The organism is Agrobacterium sp. SORGH_AS_0745, assembly GCF_030818995.1.
GTDB classification, from domain to species: Bacteria; Pseudomonadota; Alphaproteobacteria; order Rhizobiales; family Rhizobiaceae; genus Agrobacterium; species Agrobacterium tumefaciens.
In genome coordinates this window covers 2,458,476-2,478,666 of sequence record NZ_JAUTBI010000003.1, presented here as the reverse complement: position 1 = coordinate 2,478,666, position 20,191 = coordinate 2,458,476, and the positions used below count along the sequence as shown (strand labels likewise).

22 protein-coding genes are annotated in these 20,191 nt (G+C 59.4%); 9 read left to right on the top strand and 13 right to left on the bottom strand.

Annotation, left to right across the window (positions count from 1 at the left end):
- Positions 1–27: 27 nt before the first annotated feature.
- Both QE432_RS21860 and QE432_RS21855 read left to right on the top strand, forming a co-directional pair.
- The gene (locus tag QE432_RS21860; protein ID WP_013636398.1) at positions 28–915 is read left to right on the top strand and encodes an O-acetylserine/cysteine exporter; all 888 of its coding nucleotides are present in this window, start codon (positions 28–30) and stop codon (positions 913–915) included.
- Positions 916–1,041: 126 nt separating this feature from the next.
- A complete protein-coding gene (locus QE432_RS21855) occupies positions 1,042–2,559 on the top strand; it encodes an ATP-binding protein (protein WP_162731149.1) in 1,518 nt (505 codons plus the stop codon).
- Positions 2,560–2,597: 38 nt separating this feature from the next.
- Here the strand turns inward: QE432_RS21855 and QE432_RS21850 are convergent, their stop codons facing one another.
- Positions 2,598–3,581: a TerC family protein gene (locus QE432_RS21850; RefSeq protein ID WP_306625620.1), complete on the bottom strand. Its 984-nt coding sequence runs from the start codon at positions 3,579–3,581 to the stop codon at positions 2,598–2,600.
- 452 nt (positions 3,582–4,033) lie between these two features.
- Here QE432_RS21850 and rpsD point away from each other — a divergent pair, with 452 nt between their 5' ends.
- From rpsD to QE432_RS21825, 5 genes are all read left to right on the top strand, one after another.
- Positions 4,034–4,651, top strand: coding sequence for a 30S ribosomal protein S4 (gene rpsD / locus QE432_RS21845; protein ID WP_003516040.1), 618 nt, complete (start codon positions 4,034–4,036; stop codon positions 4,649–4,651).
- Between the two features lie 69 nt (positions 4,652–4,720).
- Positions 4,721–5,650 (top strand): glutaminase, encoded by a 930-nt coding sequence (locus QE432_RS21840; RefSeq protein WP_003495341.1) that lies wholly within the window; start codon positions 4,721–4,723, stop codon positions 5,648–5,650.
- Between the two features lie 63 nt (positions 5,651–5,713).
- Complete coding sequence (ttcA, locus tag QE432_RS21835; protein WP_003516038.1) at positions 5,714–6,628, top strand: tRNA 2-thiocytidine(32) synthetase TtcA; 915 nt, start codon at positions 5,714–5,716, stop codon at positions 6,626–6,628.
- A 16-nt stretch (positions 6,629–6,644) separates the two neighbouring features.
- The gene (locus QE432_RS21830) at positions 6,645–7,472 is read left to right on the top strand and encodes an inositol monophosphatase family protein (RefSeq protein ID WP_003516037.1); all 828 of its coding nucleotides are present in this window, start codon (positions 6,645–6,647) and stop codon (positions 7,470–7,472) included.
- A 30-nt stretch (positions 7,473–7,502) separates the two neighbouring features.
- Positions 7,503–8,327: an inositol monophosphatase family protein gene (locus tag QE432_RS21825; protein WP_003516036.1), complete on the top strand. Its 825-nt coding sequence runs from the start codon at positions 7,503–7,505 to the stop codon at positions 8,325–8,327.
- 72 nt (positions 8,328–8,399) lie between these two features.
- Here QE432_RS21825 and QE432_RS21820 read toward each other — a convergent pair whose 3' ends face one another.
- From QE432_RS21820 to QE432_RS21810, 3 genes are all read right to left on the bottom strand, one after another.
- Positions 8,400–9,608: a multidrug effflux MFS transporter gene (locus QE432_RS21820; protein ID WP_026331057.1), complete on the bottom strand. Its 1,209-nt coding sequence runs from the start codon at positions 9,606–9,608 to the stop codon at positions 8,400–8,402.
- 138 nt (positions 9,609–9,746) lie between these two features.
- Positions 9,747–10,082 carry a Grx4 family monothiol glutaredoxin gene (gene grxD / locus QE432_RS21815; RefSeq protein WP_003516034.1) on the bottom strand — a complete coding sequence of 112 codons (336 nt, stop codon included), beginning with the start codon at positions 10,080–10,082 and terminating at the stop codon, positions 9,747–9,749.
- A gap of 170 nt (positions 10,083–10,252) precedes the next feature.
- Positions 10,253–10,504, bottom strand: coding sequence for a hypothetical protein (locus QE432_RS21810; RefSeq protein WP_013636391.1), 252 nt, complete (start codon positions 10,502–10,504; stop codon positions 10,253–10,255).
- Positions 10,505–10,613: 109 nt separating this feature from the next.
- Here QE432_RS21810 and QE432_RS21805 point away from each other — a divergent pair, with 109 nt between their 5' ends.
- Positions 10,614–11,762, top strand: coding sequence for a hypothetical protein (locus tag QE432_RS21805; RefSeq protein WP_111804469.1), 1,149 nt, complete (start codon positions 10,614–10,616; stop codon positions 11,760–11,762).
- 136 nt (positions 11,763–11,898) lie between these two features.
- On the opposite strand, the gene QE432_RS21800 is transcribed toward QE432_RS21805, so the two are convergent.
- The 4 genes from QE432_RS21800 to QE432_RS21785 all read right to left on the bottom strand — a co-directional run bounded on the left by QE432_RS21800 (position 11,899) and on the right by QE432_RS21785 (position 16,614).
- Entirely contained in the window at positions 11,899–12,132 is a 234-nt protein-coding gene (locus QE432_RS21800; RefSeq protein WP_003516012.1) for a BolA family protein, read from the bottom strand.
- A gap of 16 nt (positions 12,133–12,148) precedes the next feature.
- Positions 12,149–14,383, bottom strand: coding sequence for a phosphoribosylformylglycinamidine synthase subunit PurL (purL, locus tag QE432_RS21795; protein ID WP_003516011.1), 2,235 nt, complete (start codon positions 14,381–14,383; stop codon positions 12,149–12,151).
- A 114-nt stretch (positions 14,384–14,497) separates the two neighbouring features.
- On the bottom strand, positions 14,498–15,088 hold the full coding sequence (locus QE432_RS21790) for an acyloxyacyl hydrolase (protein WP_306625611.1): 591 nt from the start codon (positions 15,086–15,088) through the stop codon (positions 14,498–14,500).
- A 107-nt stretch (positions 15,089–15,195) separates the two neighbouring features.
- The gene (locus tag QE432_RS21785; protein WP_306625609.1) at positions 15,196–16,614 is read right to left on the bottom strand and encodes an aminotransferase-like domain-containing protein; all 1,419 of its coding nucleotides are present in this window, start codon (positions 16,612–16,614) and stop codon (positions 15,196–15,198) included.
- Between the two features lie 93 nt (positions 16,615–16,707).
- On the opposite strand from QE432_RS21785, the gene QE432_RS21780 reads away from it, so the two are divergent.
- Positions 16,708–17,013 carry a DUF1127 domain-containing protein gene (locus QE432_RS21780; protein WP_003516008.1) on the top strand — a complete coding sequence of 102 codons (306 nt, stop codon included), beginning with the start codon at positions 16,708–16,710 and terminating at the stop codon, positions 17,011–17,013.
- 131 nt (positions 17,014–17,144) lie between these two features.
- Here the strand turns inward: QE432_RS21780 and QE432_RS21775 are convergent, their stop codons facing one another.
- The 5 genes from QE432_RS21775 to QE432_RS21755 all read right to left on the bottom strand — a co-directional run bounded on the left by QE432_RS21775 (position 17,145) and on the right by QE432_RS21755 (position 20,137).
- A complete protein-coding gene (locus tag QE432_RS21775) occupies positions 17,145–17,552 on the bottom strand; it encodes a hypothetical protein (protein ID WP_003516006.1) in 408 nt (135 codons plus the stop codon).
- A gap of 83 nt (positions 17,553–17,635) precedes the next feature.
- Positions 17,636–18,307: a phosphoribosylformylglycinamidine synthase subunit PurQ gene (gene purQ, locus QE432_RS21770; protein ID WP_003516005.1), complete on the bottom strand. Its 672-nt coding sequence runs from the start codon at positions 18,305–18,307 to the stop codon at positions 17,636–17,638.
- A gap of 20 nt (positions 18,308–18,327) precedes the next feature.
- Positions 18,328–18,570 carry a phosphoribosylformylglycinamidine synthase subunit PurS gene (gene purS, locus QE432_RS21765; RefSeq protein ID WP_003495372.1) on the bottom strand — a complete coding sequence of 81 codons (243 nt, stop codon included), beginning with the start codon at positions 18,568–18,570 and terminating at the stop codon, positions 18,328–18,330.
- A 55-nt stretch (positions 18,571–18,625) separates the two neighbouring features.
- Positions 18,626–19,390: a phosphoribosylaminoimidazolesuccinocarboxamide synthase gene (purC, locus tag QE432_RS21760; protein ID WP_003516002.1), complete on the bottom strand. Its 765-nt coding sequence runs from the start codon at positions 19,388–19,390 to the stop codon at positions 18,626–18,628.
- Between the two features lie 183 nt (positions 19,391–19,573).
- Complete coding sequence (locus tag QE432_RS21755; protein WP_003516000.1) at positions 19,574–20,137, bottom strand: alpha/beta hydrolase; 564 nt, start codon at positions 20,135–20,137, stop codon at positions 19,574–19,576.
- Positions 20,138–20,191 lie beyond the last annotated feature (54 nt).

Below are 20,191 nucleotides of genomic sequence, written 5' to 3'. Positions count from 1 at the left end.
GATCGCCTGAAATTCGGACATAACAAAATGGCGTTGCCGCATATTCTTCTTGCCCTGATCACCGTGTTTTTGTGGGGCTTCAACTTCGTTGCCATCAAGATCGGCGTCGCCGACATGCCGCCTCTGTTTCTGACGGGGGTGCGCTATCTGTTTGCAGCCGTGCCGTTGGTGTTCTTCCTTCCCAAACCCAATGTGCCGTGGCGGCATATGATCGTTTACGGCATGGCGATGGGTTTCGTGCAATTCGGCCTGCTTTACCCGGCCATCAAGCTCGGCCTGCCGGCAGGGCTTGCTTCGCTCGTCATGCAGTCGCAGGCCTTCTTCACGCTGGCGCTGGCCGTGGTGTTTCTCGGCGAGCGGCCGTTGCCGTCACAGATCGTCGGCGCAATCGTTGCCTTTGGCGGGCTGGCGGTCATCGGCGTGGAGCGCATGACGGCTGCAGCGTTGATACCGCTGCTGATGGGCGTCGGCTCGGCCATTGCCTGGGCCTGCGGCAACATCGTCAATCGCCGCATCGGCCAGGTGAATGCGGTCTCCTTTGTCGCATGGACGAGCCTTGTTCCCGTTCTGCCGTTGGTCCTGCTTTCGCTGGTGGTGGAGGGACCTGATGCGATTGCGGAAGGGCTGCACAATGCGACGCCTACGATGGCTCTCGTGGTGATCTACATGGCCTATGGTGCGACCATCGTCGGCGCGGGTATCTGGAGTTACCTGCTTCTGCGTTACCCGGCCGGAACGGTGGCGCCGTTTTCGCTGCTGGTGCCGATTGTCGGTTTCGTCAGCGCCTATCTCGCTTTTGCGGAGCATATTACCGTCTTCGAAGTGGTCGGTGCCGCATTGGTCATCATCGGGCTGATGCTGAATGTGTTTGGCAGGCGGCTATCATTTTCGCGCGTCTCGTCCGGGGCCGCATAGATGTGGCGCAATTGCCTGTGCATTATCGGCACGGGGCAGACGCAATCGGTGATTTTTTGGTAAAGAGCATGTTCGGCCGCCGTTACGGGAATCGGTCGGATGACATGCAGCACGAGGAACGGAACATTGCAGGTCGGCATCGACATGGGAACCCTATCGGGCGGGCAGCAGGCCAAGCTCGATATTGAGGAATTGCTTGCAACGCGTTTGCTGGTGCAGGGCAATTCCGGGTCCGGCAAGTCACACCTTCTGCGCCGGCTCCTGGAGCAATCGGCGCAATGGGTGCAGCAGGTCATTATCGATCCCGAGGGTGATTTCGTCACGCTGTCCGACAAGTTCGGCCATGTGGTGGTGGATGGAGAGCGCACGGAAGCCGAGCTTGCGGGCATTGCCAACCGCATCCGCCAGCACCGCGTTTCCTGCGTGCTAACGCTTGAAGGTCTTGATATCGAGCAGCAGATGCGGGCCGCTGCCGCTTTCCTCAACGGCCTGTTCGATGCGGATCGCGAATTCTGGTATCCCGTGCTTGTCGTTGTGGACGAGGCGCAGATGTTTGCGCCCTCCGTCGGCGGCGAGGTGACCGAGGATGCGCGCAAGGCGTCGCTGGGCGCCATGACCAATCTGATGTGCCGTGGGCGTAAACGCGGGCTTGCGGGCGTCATCGCCACGCAGCGCCTTGCCAAGCTTGCCAAGAACGTAGCGGCGGAAGCCTCGAACTTTCTGATGGGCCGCACCTTTCTCGATATCGATATGGCGCGCGCTGCCGATCTGCTCGGCATGGACCGGCGGCAGGCGGAAATGTTCCGGGATCTGCAGCGCGGCAATTTCGTGGCGCTTGGACCGGCGCTGTCGCGCCGCCCGTTGCCCATCGTCATCGGTGCGGTGGAAACCTCGGCGCGGTCTTCCTCGCCGAAGCTCATGCCGCTGCCGGATGCACCGCAGGATGTGGAGGATCTGATCTTCACGCCGGACCCGGAAGAGTTCACGCGACCCGCCACGCGCCGCACGCCGCCAGCGCCGCGCCCGACAACCGATATTCTCGCTGAACTCTCCCGCTCCACCCCCGCCGCCGCCGGTCCTTCACCGGAGCAGCCGCCGCGTGCAGGTCAGCCGGAGCTGACGCCGGAGGAGCGCGAAGAGAAGATCGCGGCGGTGCTGGTCGAAATTCTCGACGATCCGCAATCGGCCTATCGCACGGACGCCGTGCTGTACCAGGATTTTCTGGTGCGCGCCCGCATGCGCCGTATTCCCGGCACGCCGATGACGCTGGCGGATTTCCGCCGGCAGGTGGCGATTGCCCGCTCCGGCGTGGATGCGGCAATGGCGGCCAGCGAAGGCTGGGAGAAGGCGCTGGAATTGTCGATGTCGGTCTCCGACGATCTGCAGGGGGTTTTCCTGCTGTTGGTCAAGGCGGCGCTCAATGAGGAGCCTTGCCCATCCGACGCCCGTATTGCCCGCGCTTACGGTACCCATTCCGCCCGCCGTGCGCGCCGTCTTCTCGGTTATTTCGAGGAGAAGGAGCTTGTGGTGGTACACGCCGATTTCTCCGGCAAGCGCATCGTGGCGTTCCCCGATCTCGACGCGAAGACCGCACCCGGCGATGCGGATGCGGCTGAGGATAATGCGAGGCTGGCGGCGGAGTAAGTTGGGGCAGGGTTTCCTGCCGCCAACATTTTCAGGTGTTACTCGATAGCCTTTGTTTCCTTGCGCGTTGCAATCAGCGAACCGATGATGCCGGTTGCGAGGATGGCGACGGTGACGCCGAGCGAGACGGCGGGCGGGATCTTGGCGATGCCCAGCATATCCGCGACGAAAATCTTCGAGCCGACGAAGACCAGAACTGCGGCCAGCGCGTATTTCAGATAGGCGAAGCGGTGGATCAGGGCGGCAAGTGCGAAATAGAGGGCGCGCAGGCCGAGGATCGCGAAGATGTTAGAGGTATAGACGATAAACGGATCGGTGGTGATAGCGAAGATCGCCGGGATCGAATCGACCGCGAAGATGAGGTCGGCGATTTCGACCATGATGAGCGCCAGAAACAGCGGCGTCACAAAGGTCTTCAGCTTGCCTGTGGCAGCATCGGTCTCCTTGACGAAGAATTTCTCGCCATGCAGCTTCTCCGTTACCGGAAGGCGGCTACGCAGGAATTTCAGGATGCGGTTATTGCCGATGTCGTTCTCGTCATGGTCGGATGAAAACAGCATTTTGAGGCCCGTGAAGACGAGGAAGGCCGCAAAGAGATAAAGCACCCAGTGGAAGTTTTCGACAATGGCGGCGCCGCCGGCAATCATGATGCCGCGCAGAACGATCACGCCGAGGATGCCCCATAGCAGCACGCGGTGCTGATATTGGCGGGGAATGGCGAAATAGGAGAAGATCATCGCGATGATGAAGATATTGTCCATGGCGAGGCTTTTTTCGACCACGAAGCCGGTGACATATTCCATCGCTGACTGTTCACCGGACTGGTACCAGATCCATCCGCCGAAGGCCAAGCCGATGGCGATATAAAAGCCGGACATCAGCAAGCTTTCACGGATGCCGATTTCCCTGGAATTCTTGTGCAGCACGCCGAGATCGAGCGCCAAGAGGCCAAGGACGAGAGAAATGAAGACCGCCCACATCCATGTGGGGGTACCGAGAAAATCGTTGAGGAGGAACTCCATCAGTCAACCTTTAGCCGGACGAGGTTGGCTTTGCGGATGGGGACGCGTATCAGGAATAAACGTGGGCCCCAACCTTCAAGAGACTCGACATCGCGTGTTGTCCGGTAACACGCCAGAGGGGCCCCGAGTCCTGATTACGGCTTAGAAGTGGGTGGGCCTTCCAGCTTTTCAAGGGGTGGTTCGAGAAAAAAGCGGCGGGCTTTGTTTGACAAATTTGTAAAACGTGTTTAGAAGCCGCCCCAACGCCGGGCAGTCATGTCCGGTGTGTTTCGTTGACTGCCTTGCAGTTTATAAGCTGACGTTCGGCGGTCAACATCACCGACATGTCCCGTGGTCTCTCCATTCGCATGTGAGAAACCTGTCAGAGGTCCTGAAACGGGCTTCAGAGGAGGGCGTGTTTCCTCAAACCGGTTTGGCAACAAACCGGCATAACCTATTGAGAAGGAAATACGATGAGCAAGCGCGAATCGGCTAAGTATAAAATTGACCGCCGTATGGGCGAAAACATCTGGGGCCGTCCGAAGTCCCCGGTAAACCGCCGCGAATACGGCCCGGGCCAGCACGGTCAGCGCCGCAAGGGCAAGATGAGCGACTTCGGCACGCAGCTGCGCGCCAAGCAGAAGCTCAAGGGCTACTACGGCGAACTGCGCGAAAAGCAGTTCCGCGCCACCTACGACGAAGCAAACCGTCGCAAGGGCGATACCTCCGAGAACCTGATCGGCCTGCTCGAGTCGCGTCTGGACGCCATCGTCTACCGCGCCAAGTTCGTTCCGACCGTTTTCGCATCGCGTCAGTTCATCAACCATGGCCACGTCACGGTTAACGGCGTTCGCGTCAACATCGGTTCTTACCGTTGCAAGCCGGGCGACGTTATCGAAGTTCGCCAGAAGTCCAAGCAGCTGGTGACCGTTCTCGAAGCTGTTCAGCTCGCAGAACGCGACGTTCCTGATTACATCGAAGTCGATCACAACAAGATGGTTGCGACCTATGCTCGCATCCCGGCTCTGTCTGACGTTCCGTACCCGGTCGTCATGGAACCGCATCTGGTCGTCGAATTCTACTCGCGTTAATCGGCGCGTTTCAGTATTGAGAAAGCCGCCCCTCGGGGCGGCTTTTTTGTTTGCTGGGGAAGGCTTTGCATGCAGGACATTCAGGCGATCGTCGATTCCATTTACGACAGCATGGTGCCGCGCCTGGGCGAGGGCAAGGTTGCGGATTACATTCCGGAACTCGCCAAGGTCGATCCGAACCAGTTCGGTATCGCCATCACCACTGTCGACGGAACCACTTATACGGCCGGCAATGCGCTCACGCCGTTTTCGATCCAGAGCATCTCCAAGGTCTTCATGCTGACGCTGGCGCTCGGCAAAGCGGGCGAGACGGTGTGGAACCGGGTGGGGCGTGAGCCGTCGGGGTCGTCCTTCAACTCCATCGTCCAGCTGGAGCACGAGCACGGCATTCCGCGCAATCCCTTCGTCAATGCCGGTGCCATCGTGGTGACGGATATCGTTCTTTCCGGCCACCAGCCGCGCGAGGCGATTGGCGAGCTTCTGCGTTTCGTCCGTTATCTCGCTGATGATGACACGATCAGCATTGATGACACCGTGGCGAAATCCGAGCAGGCGACGGGTTTCCGCAATTTCGCGCTTGCCAATTTCATGCGGTCCTTCGGCAATCTGCATCACCCTGTTGAATATACGCTGGGCGTCTATTTTCATCAGTGCGCGCTGTCCATGACCTGCGCGCAGCTTTCACGGGCCGGTCTTTTCCTTGCCAATCGCGGCCGCAATCCGCTGAGTGGTCATACGGTTGTGTCAGACCGACGCGCGCGGCGCATCAATGCGCTGATGTTGACCTGCGGCCATTATGACGGATCGGGCGATTTCGCCTATCATGTCGGCCTGCCGGGCAAGAGCGGCGTGGGCGGCGGCATCATGGCAGTGGCGCCGGGCAAGGCGTCGATTGCGGTCTGGTCGCCGGGTCTGAACAAGGTCGGCAATTCGGCGCTTGGGTCGCATGCACTGGAAATGCTGGCGACGAAAACCGGCTGGTCGGTATTCGGGGCTTGATATTGCGGGCGGATGCGGGCATTTCCTGCATTGAAAATGGCTGAATGCCAGAGCGGGCTAATCATGAACATTGTCACCAGCATCGCAGATGAGGTCGAGGCCGATCAGGACCTGGCCGGAGAAAATGGCGCTTCGCATCCGCTGTTCGACGCGGCACCCCGTTCTGTCTCCTTCAACAAGCTGCGCAAGCGGCTGTTGCGCAATGTACGTCAGGCCTTCGGGGATTTTGGCATGCTGAACGGCCAGAAGCGCTGGCTGGTAGGCCTTTCCGGCGGCAAGGACAGCTACGGTCTTCTGGCGCTGCTGCTTGATCTGAAGTGGCGCGGCCTTTTGCCCGTGGAACTCATTGCCTGCAATCTGGATCAGGGCCAGCCGAATTTCCCCAAGCACGTCCTGCCGGAATATCTGGCGAAGATCGGCGTCGCACATCGCATCGAATATCGCGACACTTATTCCGTTGTGAAGGAAAAGGTGCCGGCGGGTGGCACCTATTGTTCGCTCTGTTCGCGGCTGCGGCGCGGCAATCTCTACCGTATTGCGCGGGAAGAGGGCTGCGACGCGCTCGTGCTCGGCCATCACCGGGAGGATATTCTCGAGACCTTCTTCATGAACTTCTTCCATGGCGGCCGTCTGGCTGGCATGCCGGCAAAGCTGATGAACGACGAGGGCGACCTGATGGTGCTGCGCCCGCTTGCCTATTGCGCCGAAGAGGATATGGCGAAATTCGCGGCGGCGATGGAATTCCCGATCATTCCCTGTGACCTCTGCGGCTCGCAGGACGGGCTTCAGCGCAATGCCATGAAGGAGATGCTGGCTGACATCGAAAGGCGTATGCCGGGCCGCAAGGACGTGATGCTGCGGGCGCTTGCCCATGTCAATCCATCGCATCTGCTAGACCCGAAGCTTTTTGATTTCTCGGCGCTCTCTGTCACCGGCGCGTCACCTGAAGAGCGTACGGAGGCCAGCCCTCCCTTATGAAGAAGTGCACTTAGCGATGACCCTTTCCGATAAAGATATCGACTTTCTGATTTCCACCGTTGCCGCTGCCGGCCGCCAGGAAATCATGCCCCGCTTCCGCAATCTCGACGCAGGCGCGATTTCCGAAAAGACCTCTGCGGTCGATCTCGTCACCGAGGCGGATATTCTGACGGAAAAGGCGATAACCGCCGCTCTTCTGCAACGGTTTCCGAAGGCCCATATTGTCGGCGAAGAGGCCTATGACGCGGATCAATCCGTTATTCCTGCCCTTGCCGATGCACCATTTGCCTTCGTGATCGATCCAATCGACGGCACTTTCAACTATGCTTCCGGTTTTCCAGCTTTCGGCACGCTGCTCGCCGTCACCGTCAAGGGTGAGACGGTCGCAGGCATCATCCACGATCCTGTCATGGGTGATACCATCCTTGCTCTCAAAGGCGAGGGCGCTTATCTCCACCGCAAGGACGGCTCGCAGGCAAGGCTCAAGGTTGCCGATCCCCTGCCATTGTCCGAAATGGTCGGCATATTTTCCTGGGGTCACAGCCATGAAGATCGCCGCCCGGTGATCGCCGCCAATATGGCCAAGATCAAGATGGCGCTTTCAATCAATTGCTCGGCTCATGAATATTGGCTTGCCTCGACTGGCAAGCTGCACTTCATCGGCCACGAAAAGCTGATGCCCTGGGATCATCTCGCCGGCGTTCTCATTCATCAGGAAGCGGGCGGCTACACGGCCCGTTTCGACAATACGCCCTACCGGCCAGGACAGACGACAGGCGGCATCCTGTCGGCACCCGACAAGGAAAGCTGGAAGATGCTGCGCCGGGAAATCGTGGCCTTATAATATTGATGCTTAAATAGAAGGATATCGCCCATGGCTATCGAACTCGACATCGCCTCTCTCGCCAATGCGCTTCAGGAGGCGGCCGCAGTGGAAATCCTGCCGAGGTTCCGTAATCTGGGTGAGGGCGACGTCAGGATAAAGAGCGAGGCGATAGACCTCGTAACCGAGGCTGACGAGGCTGCTGAGCGGCTGATCCGCGCCCGCGTGCAGGAAATCATGCCGCAGGCGCTGTTCATCGGTGAAGAGGCCGTTGCGGCGGATGCCTCGCTGCTTGGCAAGCTTGCGGATGCGGATCTTGCCGTGGTGGTCGATCCGATCGACGGCACCTACAACTTCGCGTCGGGCCTGCCGCTGTTTGGCGTGATGATGAGCGTCATCTCCAAGGGCGAGACCGTTGCCGGTCTCATTTTCGATCCGATGGGCAATGACTGGGCGATTGCCGAAAAGGGTTCCGGCGCATGGCTTTGTGCCGCCGATGGCTCGCAGACGCAGATGTCCGTCGTGCCCGCACCGGCACTGTCGCAGATGGTCGGCATCGCCAACACCGGTTATTTTGACGTGGAGACCCGCCGCAAGATTCTCATGAACCTCGCGGATGTGCGGCTCTTCACCAGCTACCGTTGTGCTGCGCATGAATACCGCGTGTTCTGCGGCGGCCATATGCATTTCCTGATGTACAACAAGCTTATGCCCTGGGATCATCTCGCTGGCACCCTGCTTTCGCAGGAAGCAGGTGCCTACGCCGCCCGTTTCGACGGCTCGCCTTACCTGCCGCGCCACCTTGAAGGTGGCCTGCTGCTTGCTCCTGATCAGGAGACATGGGAATTGCTGCGCGAGAAGATTTTCACGGTTTAGTGAAGTTCAGCTTTTATCAACAAAAAGGGCGCGGAACCGAGTTCCGCGCCCTTTTTATTTGTCTGTCTGCCCTTAGTGCGTCGGCTTGTTGTGGGCCTGAAACAGCACGCCCTTTTCTCCGATCAGCACGAAGACGAGGCCGATAATGGAGACGGCGAAGAAGCCGGCTACCATTGGCAGCGCCGTGCCATCGAAAGCCTGACCGATAACGGCACCGATCAGCGAACCGCCGACGGTTCCCATGAAGCCAATGACGGACGAGGCCGTGCCGGCGACATGGCCGAGCGGCTCCATGGCGAGCGAGTTGAAGTTCGAGCCGATCCAGCCGAACTGGAACATGGCAAGCGCGAAGAACACGATGAAGATCGCAAAGGGCATCGGTTCCGGCCCGACCATCTGTACCACCAGCCACACGAAGGTGATGGCGATGAAGCCGAGCAGCGAACCGTGCGACAGCTTGCGCATGCCAAACCTGCCGACAAGCCTTGCATTGATGAAGGACGAGAAGGCCATGAACAGGGCGACGCCCGCAAAAGCGGCCGCAAACCATGCGCCCAGCCCGTAGATGCCCTTATAGACCTGTTCGGCGGAATTGATGAAGCCGAACAGCGCACCGAAGATAAATGTGCTGGAGAGCGTGTAACAGAGCGCGATACGGTTGGTGAGCACGATCTTGAAGCCACCGAGGATCGAACGAACCGTGAAAGGCCTGACGTCATCGGCATGGAGGGTTTCCGGCAGGCGGAAATACATCCAGGCGGTCACGACGGCGGCAATTCCGGCCATGAAGGCGAAGATAAGGTGCCAGTCACCGAAAAACAGCACGATCTGGCCAGTGCCGGGTGCGATGACCGGAACGACCATGAAGACCATCATGATCAGCGACATGACTTCCGCCATCTGACGGCCGCCATAGATGTCGCGCACGATCGAAATGGTGATGACGCGCGTCGCCGCAGAGCCGATGCCCTGAATGAAGCGCAGAACCAGCAGGCCAGTGAATGACGGTACGAAGACGACGGCAATGGCCGAGACGATGTAGATTGCCAGCCCGACGAGCATCGGCTTGCGGCGCCCGAAACGGTCCGAGATCGGTCCGTATAGAAGCTGGGCAATGCCGAAGCCTAGAAGATAGCTGGAAATGACGTATTGACGGTGGTTTTCATTCACGACGCCAAGTGACGCGCCGATTTCCTGAAGGCCGGGAAGCATGATGTCGATGGCAAGCGCATTCAGCGCCATCAGCATCGCGGCAAGCGCGATGAATTCCGTGCGCCCCATCGAAACGGCGCGCGAAGTGGTGGATTGTGAAAGTTCTGTCACAGGATTGCCCCAAAAAGAACGGCAAAGGCGTTGCATGAAGCAACGCCTGGCATAAGTTTTCTGACAATCAGGGTGGGCCGGATGAACCGGCCGAAATCAGGCCGCGCCGCGGACGCTGATACCCTGTTCTTGGAAGTGATTTTGAAGTTCACCGGACTGGAACATCTCTCTTACGATGTCACAGCCGCCGACGAATTCGCCCTTGACGTAGAGCTGCGGGATGGTCGGCCAGTTGGAATAATCCTTGATGCCCTGACGGATGTCGGCATCGGCGAGCACGTTGACGCCCTTGTAGTCGACGCCGAGATAATCGAGGATCTGTACGACCTGGCCGGAAAAACCGCATTGCGGAAATTGCGGGGTGCCCTTCATGAAAAGAACGATGTCGTTGCTCTTCACTTCGCTGTCGATCATATCGTGAATGCCGCTCATAGGCCTATTCCTTTCACATGCGGTTCAAGGCCGCTGCTTTGACTTTGTCCCTAAATAACATGTCGCGGCGCGATTTCCACCCGGGAAGCGTAAAAAATACGCTGCTGTGTAGTCGCAAAGTGAGGGCCGAAACCTTGGCTACCAGGTTGGAAGCACGCTGAGGTGATGCATCATCGAAGCCGCTGTCTGCTGCGGGCGGCGGCGGTGCGTCTTTTGCTCACCTGTTTTTTGGCCGGCTTGGGTTTGACGGCTGCTTTGATTGCCGCTTCCAGCACGGAGCCGACGATGCCGCCTGCGAGGGACGTGTTACTTTTGGTCCGGCGGCGGATGCGGCGGGTTTTGCGAAGGCCTGTCTTGGCGAGGACTTCGGACAGAGCGCCTTTGACGACGCCGTTTAGCAATTGATCGACGATCCCAGACAAAATTCCCTCGCAACAAATAAATCATATTTCCGTCGCGTTTTTTACTATACGTGCATCGCCCACTGTATCAAGCGATCCTTTCGGGTGTCTCCAGCCCGAGGGTTTATGCATGCCGACCGTCAAGTCACGACTTGTTCTTTATTTCCCGGGCTTCGATCCGCTCGATGCGGCTGCGCATCATCTGCGCTATCAGCGGGCGGCAGCGCTTGCTGGCAAGACGTGGGATGTCAATTATGCCGTGGGTGCGCTGGAGAACTCGCCGGCTGGCGAAACATTCTCGGTGGAGGCCTCGGCCGGCGACTGGCGGACGCGTTCCACCATCTTCGTCTACGACCACAATGCTGTGATATCGCGCCTGCGGGATGCGCCACTCTGGCGGCAGATCGCACTAGGCTTTGCGGCTGCGGCCGGTATCGTCGCGGAAGGTGGTGCAGGGCGTTACCTCCGTCATGCCTGGCGTTTCGGCCTGTTCTTCATTTTCCCGTTTCTGCTGATGCTGGTGGGGGGTGCGCTTGCGGCGGGGATCGCGCTCTCGCCATGGCTGTTCGGTTTGCCGCTCTGGTTGCTTGCGATCAGTCTTCCCGCTGCGGCCTTGTTCTTCGTGAAGGCGTTTCTGCCTTTCGCCGAGCGGTTTCATACGTTGCATCTTTATGCCGATTGGCGCTTTGCGCTGGCCGTCGGGCGCGATGAGCCGATTGCCCGCAACTGGATTGAAGAGAAGGCAGCCCTCGTTCTCAAAGCGCTGGAGCAGCCGTCTGAGGAGGTTCTGGTCGTGTCGCATAGCATGGGCGCCAGCCTGGCGCTCGCCGTGATAGGTCGTGTGCTGGAACTGCGGCCAGATGCGCTGGATGGCCGGAAGCTGTCCTTTGCGACGCTCGGTGGCGCTGCGCTGCAATGCGCGCTGCTGTCGAGTGCGGACAGGCTTCGCCAGAGCGTCGGCGTGATTGCGCGTCACCCTGAAGTGACATGGTTCGATATCCAGTGCCTGACGGATCCGATCCACCTCTACCGCTGCAACACCGTGGCGCTGACCGGGCACAAGGATGCGCCGCAGCCGAAGATCGTACCGATCCGTTTCAAGCACTCGCTTTCACCCGAACGCTACAAAAAGAACAAGCGCAACTTCCTGCGCATGCACCGGCAATATGTTCTGGGGCCGGACCGCAAGTCCGGTTACGATTTTACCTTGCTGACGGCAGGGCCGTTGCCGGCTGCCTCCTTTGCCGATCTGGAATCGCAGCAGCCACCTGTTTTGTAAGCGGCACGCACCATTTGCCGGAAAAGAAAAGGCCCGCGTGACAGTCTCACGCGGGCCTTTTTCAATCCATGGCTTCAAGCGTTACCGCGGCAAGGACAGTGAAACCGTCCTGCCGGAGACGCTTTTCCGGGCGCAGTCATTCTGGAGCCGAGGTCTGCAGGGCAAGGGCGTGCAGAACACCGCCCATATTGCCCTTCAGCGCGTCATAGACCATCTGGTGCTGCTGCACGCGGGTCTTGCCCTTGAAAGCATCCGCGACGACTTCCGCCGCGTAATGATCGCCATCACCGGCCAGATCGCGGATCGTGACCTTTGCCCCGGGAATTCCCGCCTTAATCATGTCTTCAATGTCGCCGGGTTTCATGGGCATGGTGTATCTCCTTAATTCATTCTGCGGCGATTAGAGTTTCGCCATCCATGAATTGAGGGAACCACGATTCATAGGCCAAGTGCAATTCTTTAATCTCGATAGCGCGTGCCGTGCCCAGCTTTACGCTTGAGCCGCCGGTGACGCCGATCGCCGGGCAGGAAACGCCCGCTGCCTTCGCTGCCGCGCGCACTTCATCCAGATCGCTCTTCTTGACGGTCAGCACATAACGGCCCTGATCTTCGCCATAGAAGGTGAGGACGGGATTATGGCCCTCGACCGCGTCGATCGTCGCGCCGATGCCGGAGGAAATTGCCATTTCGGCAACCGCGAGAGCCAGGCCGCCCGAGGAGCAGTCGTGAACCGCTGTGGCAAGACCGTCTGCGATAAGGGCGCGGACGAAATCGCCATTTCTCTTTTCAGCTTCCAGATCGACATGCGGTGCCGGGCCATCGATGCGGCCATGCACGTCGCGCATGTAGACGGACTGGGCAATATGGGTGCCAAGACCGGCAGGCGCGCCCGCCAGCAGCACGACTTCGTCCGCGGCGGCAAAGCGGATGCGCGCCATACGGCCCCAGTCCTTCAGCAGGCCAACGCCGCCGATGGTGGGGGTGGGCAGGATCGCCTGACCGTTGGTCTCGTTGTAGAGCGAGACGTTGCCGGAAACGATCGGGAATTCCAGTACGCGGCAGGCTTCGCCGATGCCCTTGATGGCATGGACGAGCTGGCTCATGATCTCGGGCTTTTCCGGATTGCCGAAATTGAGGTTGTCGGTGGCCGCGAGCGGCAAAGCGCCGGTTGCGGTGATGTTGCGCCAGCATTCGGCCACGGCCTGCTTGCCGCCTTCAAAGGCGTCTGCCTCGACATAACGCGGTGTCACGTCGGAGGAGAAGGCGAGCGCCTTCTTGTCATGGCCTTCAACGCGGACAACGCCGGCATCGCCACCCGGCAGCTGCAGGGAATTGCCCTGGATCAGCGTGTCATACTGCTCGTAGACCCAGCGGCGCGAGGAGTTGTTGGCCGAACCGACCAGTGACACCAATGCGTCGGCAATGTCTGCATCAGGAACGTCGTTCTCCGCAAGCGGAGCCTGAACCTTGGCGGGCGTCCACGGGCGGTCGTATTCCGGAGCCTGATCACCGAGATCCTTGATCGGAAGGTTGGCGACTTCCTCGCCATTGTGCAGCACGCGGAAACGCAGGTCGTCGGTGGTCTTGCCGACGATGGCGAAGTCCAGGCCCCATTTGACGAAGATCGCCTTGGCGACTTCTTCCTTGGAGGGCTCGAGAACCATGAGCATACGCTCCTGGCTTTCCGACAGCATCATTTCGTAGGCCGTCATGCGCTCTTCGCGCACCGGTACGGCGTTGAGATCAAGTTCGATACCGAGATCGCCCTTGGCGCCCATTTCGACGGCCGAGCAGGTAAGGCCGGCGGCACCCATGTCCTGAATGGCGATGACCGCACCTGTTTTCATCAGCTCGAGGCAGGCTTCCAGCAGGCACTTTTCGGTGAAGGGGTCGCCGACCTGAACGGTTGGGCGCTTTTCTTCGATCGACTCATCAAATTCGGCAGAGGCCATGGTCGCGCCGCCGACGCCGTCGCGGCCGGTCTTCGCACCGAGATACACCACCGGCAGGCCGACGCCCTTGGCTTCCGAAAGGAAGATCGCATCGGACTTGGCAAGTCCGGCGGCAAAGGCGTTGACGAGGATGTTGCCGTTATAGCGGGGATCGAATTCCACTTCGCCGCCGACGGTCGGCACGCCGAAGGAGTTGCCGTAACCGCCGACACCGGCGACGACGCCAGCCACGAGGTGGCGGGTCTTCGGATGGTCGGGTGCGCCGAAACGTAGCGCATTCATGGCTGCGATCGGGCGTGCGCCCATGGTGAAGACATCGCGCAGGATGCCGCCGACGCCGGTTGCCGCACCCTGATAGGGCTCGATGTAGGACGGATGGTTGTGGCTTTCCATCTTGAAGACGACGCAGTCGCCATCATCGATATCCACCACGCCGGCATTTTCGCCGGGGCCTTGAATGACACGCGGGCCCGTGGTGGGCAGGGTCTTCAGCCATTTCTTGGAGGACTTGTAGGAGCAGTGCTCGTTCCACATGGCCGAGAAAATGCCAAGCTCGGTAAAGCTCGGCTCCCGTCCGATCAGGTCGAGGATACGCTGGTATTCGTCGGGCTTTAGCCCGTGGGATGCAACGAGTTCCGGGGTGATCTTGATGGAGTTTGGAATCGACATAGGTCTCACGCGGTTCGAGCCGAGGAAAGTTTCCGGTTCTTTAGCGCAAGAGGCCTCTCCGTGCGACAGGAAAATGCGCAGTTTTGCCAGCAAAACGCTGCTTTGTTGGGTTATTCAGAACTTGTAGCCGACCATAAGTCCGACACGCGTCAGCCCGTCATTGGGGCCGTCGCACAGATTGGCATGGGAGGCATGTTCGATCTGGGTCGAAATATTCCAGTTGCTGTTGAAGCGATATCCGATGGCGGCATATTCATGAAAAAGCACGCGGCAACCGAATTCCGCGCCAGTTTCGCCCGGACCATTTCTCAGCCTGCCGTCATGCCACAGCCCGCCAAAGCCGAGGTCGACGAAAATCTTCGGAGTGAGGTCGAAGGTCCAGTTGATACCGCCGTAAATGGTATTTGCTTCGCCCTCGGTGCCGATTTCCGCACCCAGATGCAGACGCGGTCGGGCAAGCTTTTCGCCAAAGGTGACGGCCGAGGCGCTCGCGAAAGGATCGAAATAGGCAGTGAAGGCCGGGAAGACACCATCTTCGCCGCCACCATTGCGATCGGCGAGCGAGGTTGTGACCCCGAAACGCAATTCATCGAACACCGTGCCGTCTGCGGCGGCGGCCGGCGTCATGTCACTCAACACACATGCTGCGAAAACCATCGCGAGAGCAACAAATGCCCTGGCGGATATGGAACTGAATGCTGCCATCGAATCATTCCCCGCTCCGAAGTAGGGAAAGGATGGCAGATTCGTCGGCGTGGTAAATAATGAGTTACTGAATTAGGGGGCGTGTTGCAGGAAAGACTCGTTCCCGCTCACGCCTCGCTTTCGTAACCGGCTGAACCATTGTCGAGCAAATGCCGCAGGATACCCAGGGCATGCTTCAGTTCTTCCTGGTTTGAAGGCCCGGAAAGGCTGATGCGGACACGGTGGTAAACCTTCTCCGTGCGCCCGGCCTTGAACTCGTCCTCGTCGTCTATCAGCACACCTTCCTTCATGGCGGCGCTGCGGAAGGTTCCAGACAGCCACGGTTCAGGCAGCCTCAGCCACAGAAAGGCGATGTCCGGCAGGGAGTTGAATTCCAGCCCTGCAAAGATGCGTTTGGCGAGGGCCTCGCGCTGGTTGATCTCGGCGATACAGTCCTTGCGTATGTCGTCTGCGTCGCCGCTGTTGACGAGGCGTGCATTCAGTTCGGCCAGCATGAACGGCAGTCCGCCGGTTATCATCGAATGCGAAATTCGAATTCTCGAGGCGAATTGCGCCGGGCAGGCGACCCAGCCACCCCTGACGCCGGCGGAAACGGATTTCGACAGGCCGCCGACAACGAAGGTAAGATCGGGCGCGAATTCCGCAATGAGTGGGATCGCATCCCGCGTCATGGCGCCATAGAGATTGTCCTCCACGATCCATACGCCGTATCTGCGGGCGATATCGGCGATCGCCCGCCGCCGCTCCTCGGGCAGGGTGGCGCAGGTCGGGTTCTGGCCCGCCGACATCAGGAAGATCATCTTTGGATGCTGTTGGGCGCAAACGCGCTCGAAATCATCGGGGAGAATGCCTTTCTCATCCACTTCCACCAGTGTTACCCGCCGTCCGGCAAGGGCGGCGCTGCGGCTGATATGGGAATAGGTGAGGGGTTCGAAAACGATACGGTCGCCCGGCGCGGTCATTGCCGTTACCACACTCATCACCGCAGCATGGGCGCCAAGCGTCGAAACGATGTTTTCCGGTTTCGGCGACCAGCCGTTCTGGGAAAGCCAGCGAACGCCCGCCATGCACCAGTTGTCGGGAAAGGAGCGGGTGTAGTTGGAAATTTCGAACGGATGCTCTCTCGTCACGGCCTCGACGTGTTTGCTGACCAGCGCGCTCTGCCCGACATCGGGAGCAGCCGTGGTGTTCAGGCGGAATTCGGCGCTGGTGTCCACCGCGTAGCGCGTGCCGCCGAATGCCGATGCCGTCGGTTCCACGCGTGATAATGGGGCGGCAGCCTTACGCTCGTTGACATAGGTGCCACGGCCGACTTCGCCGCTGACGAGGCCGCGTTCGTGGATGAGGGCATATGCCCGGCTGATTGTACCGATTGTAACGCCCAGATCGAAAGCGAGATTGCGTTGCGGCGGCAATTTCGACCCGGCCTGCAAGATGCCATCCGAAATTGCGCCTTCGATCTTGTCCGCGAGGCGAAGGTAGATGGGGCCGTTGCCCTCGGTGATATCGGGAAGCCAATTTGTCATGGTGACAATTTATGCATTGTATCTATCCGCAAGTCAATTGTATTTATCGGATGCAGTCAATGAGATCAAACGCACGGAGACAATAGGTGCAATATGCGCAAGATGGATCAATACCTTTCGACAGCGGATACGCTTTATCCTGACGGCTACGAACGGGAACGCGTGTTCCGCGATACCGGCGACATGGTCGCACCGTCGCCCTTTCCGGCCCGGATCGCTCACACGCTTATTGGCCGCCTGATTGCGGGATTGTCCAACTGGCATGGCAAACGTCAGGGACGGCTTGCCTTGCGGGAATTGTCCGACGATCTTCTGGACGATATCGGCGTTACGCGGGACGAGGCCTTGAAAGAGGCCGCGAGATCGCAGCTGTTTTCATGGCCGTCGCGGCCGCTTTGATTTTCTGCCGGAGAGCGGCGCCATCTTTCCCCGGTGCCTGAACAGCCATTCGGCAGGCCCGCCACGCCAGTACCAACCGGCGTCGGCGGGTCTTTTTGTATTTGGCCGGCTTTTAGCGCAGTTTTGCCCGATCAGCAGCCCTTGCCGCCATTCGCCCAGCGTTTGACGTCGGTTGCGATGCGGCCGGAGATGGCTTCGTTCATAACGGGGCCGAAAGCGTCGAGCTTTGCCGGGTTGCCTTCTGCCTGAATAACCAGCATCGGGCGCGATTCCGGGCTGTTGCGCGGTACGAGCAGAATGCGCGGACGGCCCGAGAAGGAGTTGAGTTCGGGCGCCAGGCGATAGGCCTTGAAGGCCGGATCGCCCGATTTGAACCAGCAGGCATTGGCGCCAAGCGCGATTCGCTCCATCGTCGGTAATGCCGCACGGGATGCAGAGGATGATGCCGGTTGCGGCTTGGGCTGGCACGCAGCAAGCGCTGCTGCGGCGAGAAGCAATCCAGCGGCCTTCGGGGCGTGGGAACGGAGCAGGCGGTTCATCGCGTCATCCAAGGTAAGGGCCAAAAACTGGAGCCATAAAGAGCATCATCGGGAAGAGGGCAGGCGCATGGCCCGCCCGCTTGTCAGGCTGCGATAACGCCAAGCGCCGAGGCGAAGAGGCCACGGCCGTCATTGCCGCCATGGGCAGCTTCGATCAGGTTTTCCGGGTGCGGCATCATGCCGAGAACGTTGCCCTTGGCGTTGATGACGCCGGCAATGTCGTTCAGCGAACCGTTCGGATTGGTGCCATCTGCATAACGGAAAACGACCTGACCGTTGTCTTCGACGGACTTAAGCTCATCCGTATCGAGGAAATAGTTGCCATCGTGGTGGGCGACGGGGCAGCGCAGAACCTGGCCCTTGTCATAGGCGCGGGTGAATTCGGTGTCGTTGTTGACGACTTCGAGTTTCACTTCGCGGCAGACGAATTTCAGTGAGGCGTTGCGCATCAGCGCGCCCGGCAGCATGCCCGCTTCGACCAAAATCTGGAAGCCGTTGCAGACGCCGAGAACCTTGACGCCCTGCTCAGCCTTTTCGCGAATGGCCTGCATGACCGGCATGCGCGCAGCAATTGCGCCGCAACGCAGATAGTCGCCATAGGAAAAGCCGCCCGGAATGACGATCAGGTCGACATCCGGGATAGTCGTCTCCGTCTGCCAGATGGTGACGGGCGCCTTGCCGGAGATTTTCGTGAGTGCCGCGATCATGTCGCGATCGCGGTTGAGGCCGGGAAGTTGGACGACAGCGGATTTCATGGTCGGCGGCTCCTGCGGCTTTAGAGAATGGCGATAGAGTAGTTTTCGATAACCGTATTGGCCAGGAGCTTTTCGCACATCGCCTTCAGGTCGGTCTCGGCCTTGGCCTTGTCTGCACCTTCCAGTTCCAGGTCGAAGACCTTGCCCTGACGGACATGGCCGACGCCACCGAAACCGAGGCTGCCGAGCGCGCCTTCGATTGCCTTGCCCTGCGGATCGAGAACGCCGTTCTTCAGCGTAACAGTCACCCGTGCCTTGATCACCTGATCTTCTCCTGATTTTACCTTGCTAGGCCGATATTATTTCACGAGGCCGAAATTACTTTACCAGGACAGGGCCGGTGCCGCGGATCGGTTCGTTTTCATTGATGATGCCGAGACGGCGTGCCACTTCGGAATAGGCTTCCACGAGGCCGCCCATGTCGCGGCGGAACAGGTCCTTGTCCATTTTTTTCTGGGTCTCGATGTCCCACAGGCGGCAGCTATCGGGCGAAATCTCGTCGGCGAGGATGATGCGCATCATGTCGCCTTCAAACAGGCGGCCGCATTCGATCTTGAAGTCGACCAGCTGGATGCCGACGCCCAAGAACAGGCCGGACAGGAAGTCGTTGACACGGATCGCCAGTGCCATGATGTCGTCAAGCTCGGCCGGGTTGGCCCAGCCGAAGGCCGTGATGTGCTCTTCGGAGACCATCGGGTCTTCCAGCTCGTCGGACTTGTAGTAGAACTCGATGATGGAGCGCGGCAGAACCACGCCTTCATCGATGCCGAGTCGCTTCGACAGCGAGCCGGCGGCGACATTGCGCACGACGATCTCGAGCGGGATCATCTCGACTTCCTTGATCAACTGCTCGCGCATGTTGAGGCGGCGAATGAAGTGTGTGGGAATGCCGATCTTGTTCAGATGCGTGAAGACATATTCACAAATCCGGTTGTTCAACACACCTTTGCCGTCGATGACTTCGTGTTTTTTCTTGTTGAAGGCAGTCGCATCGTCCTTGAAGAACTGGATAAGCGTGCCTGGCTCCGGACCTTCGTAGAGGATCTTGGCCTTGCCTTCGTAAATACGGCGGCGACGGTTCATAATGGCAGGTCTCTTGGTTCACGCCGATTCTGGTGGCGTTGCGTTTCTGTCTTTGAGCGGTCCCATAAAGGAAAAGAGTGCATTCTACAATGCGGCTCGCATATCTTCCCTTCAATTCTTGTGTCGGGCGGAAGAATGTTGCCCGGCCGAAAATCGACCGGCTTCAGCGGCTGGCCACGATGGTCAGGGCTCGTTCACCTTGAGGCGGCTCAGGAACTGGGCAAATACCATGCCACCCTCGGGCCAGGGGCCATGGCCAGACTCGGCGTTGATATGGCCGGACATGCCTGCATCCACCAACATCGCACCCCAGGCGGCGGCAATATCGTCGGCATGTTCGTAGGATCCGAAGGGATCGTTGCGGCTGGCAATTGTGATTGCCGGAAACGGCAATGGATCGCGCGGATAGGGACCGAAGGTCATCAGATGTTTCGGCCTGATATCGGGATTGGCGACATCCGGCGGCGCCACCAGAAGCGCGCCTGCAACCTTCTTGCCGATTTCCGGAAGTGCGTGGATGACGGTCGGCACACCCAGCGAATGAGCGACGATGACAACGGGCTTGGTCGAGGCGTTAACCTCTTCCACCAGCCGCGCGATCCAGTCTTCCTTCACCGGTTTTGACCATTCAGCCTGCTCGACGCGGCGCGCTGTCGAAAGCTTGCGCTCCCAGCGGGTCTGCCAGTGGTCAGGACCGGAATTGGTGTAACCCGGTACGATGAGAATATCTGCTTCTGAAACTTTCATGGGCCCATATCTGTGGTTTCATGCCGTCGCGATCAAGGTCGCGACGGCATTAAC

What these genes read in the sequence shown, in the direction of transcription:
- QE432_RS21860 (WP_013636398.1), top strand. Translation starts at nt 28, where the DNA reads ATGGCGTTGCCGCATATTCTTCTTGCCCTGATCACCGTGTTTTTGTGG.
- QE432_RS21850 (WP_306625620.1), bottom strand. Translation starts at nt 3,581, where the DNA reads ATGGAGTTCCTCCTCAACGATTTTCTCGGTACCCCCACATGGATGTGG.
- rpsD (WP_003516040.1), top strand. Translation starts at nt 4,034, where the DNA reads ATGAGCAAGCGCGAATCGGCTAAGTATAAAATTGACCGCCGTATGGGC.
- QE432_RS21840 (WP_003495341.1), top strand. Translation starts at nt 4,721, where the DNA reads ATGCAGGACATTCAGGCGATCGTCGATTCCATTTACGACAGCATGGTG.
- ttcA (WP_003516038.1), top strand. Translation starts at nt 5,714, where the DNA reads ATGAACATTGTCACCAGCATCGCAGATGAGGTCGAGGCCGATCAGGAC.
- QE432_RS21830 (WP_003516037.1), top strand. Translation starts at nt 6,645, where the DNA reads ATGACCCTTTCCGATAAAGATATCGACTTTCTGATTTCCACCGTTGCC.
- QE432_RS21825 (WP_003516036.1), top strand. Translation starts at nt 7,503, where the DNA reads ATGGCTATCGAACTCGACATCGCCTCTCTCGCCAATGCGCTTCAGGAG.
- QE432_RS21820 (WP_026331057.1), bottom strand. Translation starts at nt 9,608, where the DNA reads ATGGGGCGCACGGAATTCATCGCGCTTGCCGCGATGCTGATGGCGCTG.
- grxD (WP_003516034.1), bottom strand. Translation starts at nt 10,082, where the DNA reads ATGAGCGGCATTCACGATATGATCGACAGCGAAGTGAAGAGCAACGAC.
- QE432_RS21805 (WP_111804469.1), top strand. Translation starts at nt 10,614, where the DNA reads ATGCCGACCGTCAAGTCACGACTTGTTCTTTATTTCCCGGGCTTCGAT.
- QE432_RS21800 (WP_003516012.1), bottom strand. Translation starts at nt 12,132, where the DNA reads ATGCCCATGAAACCCGGCGACATTGAAGACATGATTAAGGCGGGAATT.
- purL (WP_003516011.1), bottom strand. Translation starts at nt 14,383, where the DNA reads ATGTCGATTCCAAACTCCATCAAGATCACCCCGGAACTCGTTGCATCC.
- QE432_RS21790 (WP_306625611.1), bottom strand. Translation starts at nt 15,088, where the DNA reads ATGGCAGCATTCAGTTCCATATCCGCCAGGGCATTTGTTGCTCTCGCG.
- QE432_RS21785 (WP_306625609.1), bottom strand. Translation starts at nt 16,614, where the DNA reads ATGACAAATTGGCTTCCCGATATCACCGAGGGCAACGGCCCCATCTAC.
- QE432_RS21780 (WP_003516008.1), top strand. Translation starts at nt 16,708, where the DNA reads ATGCGCAAGATGGATCAATACCTTTCGACAGCGGATACGCTTTATCCT.
- QE432_RS21775 (WP_003516006.1), bottom strand. Translation starts at nt 17,552, where the DNA reads ATGAACCGCCTGCTCCGTTCCCACGCCCCGAAGGCCGCTGGATTGCTT.
- purQ (WP_003516005.1), bottom strand. Translation starts at nt 18,307, where the DNA reads ATGAAATCCGCTGTCGTCCAACTTCCCGGCCTCAACCGCGATCGCGAC.
- purC (WP_003516002.1), bottom strand. Translation starts at nt 19,390, where the DNA reads ATGAACCGTCGCCGCCGTATTTACGAAGGCAAGGCCAAGATCCTCTAC.
- QE432_RS21755 (WP_003516000.1), bottom strand. Translation starts at nt 20,137, where the DNA reads ATGAAAGTTTCAGAAGCAGATATTCTCATCGTACCGGGTTACACCAAT.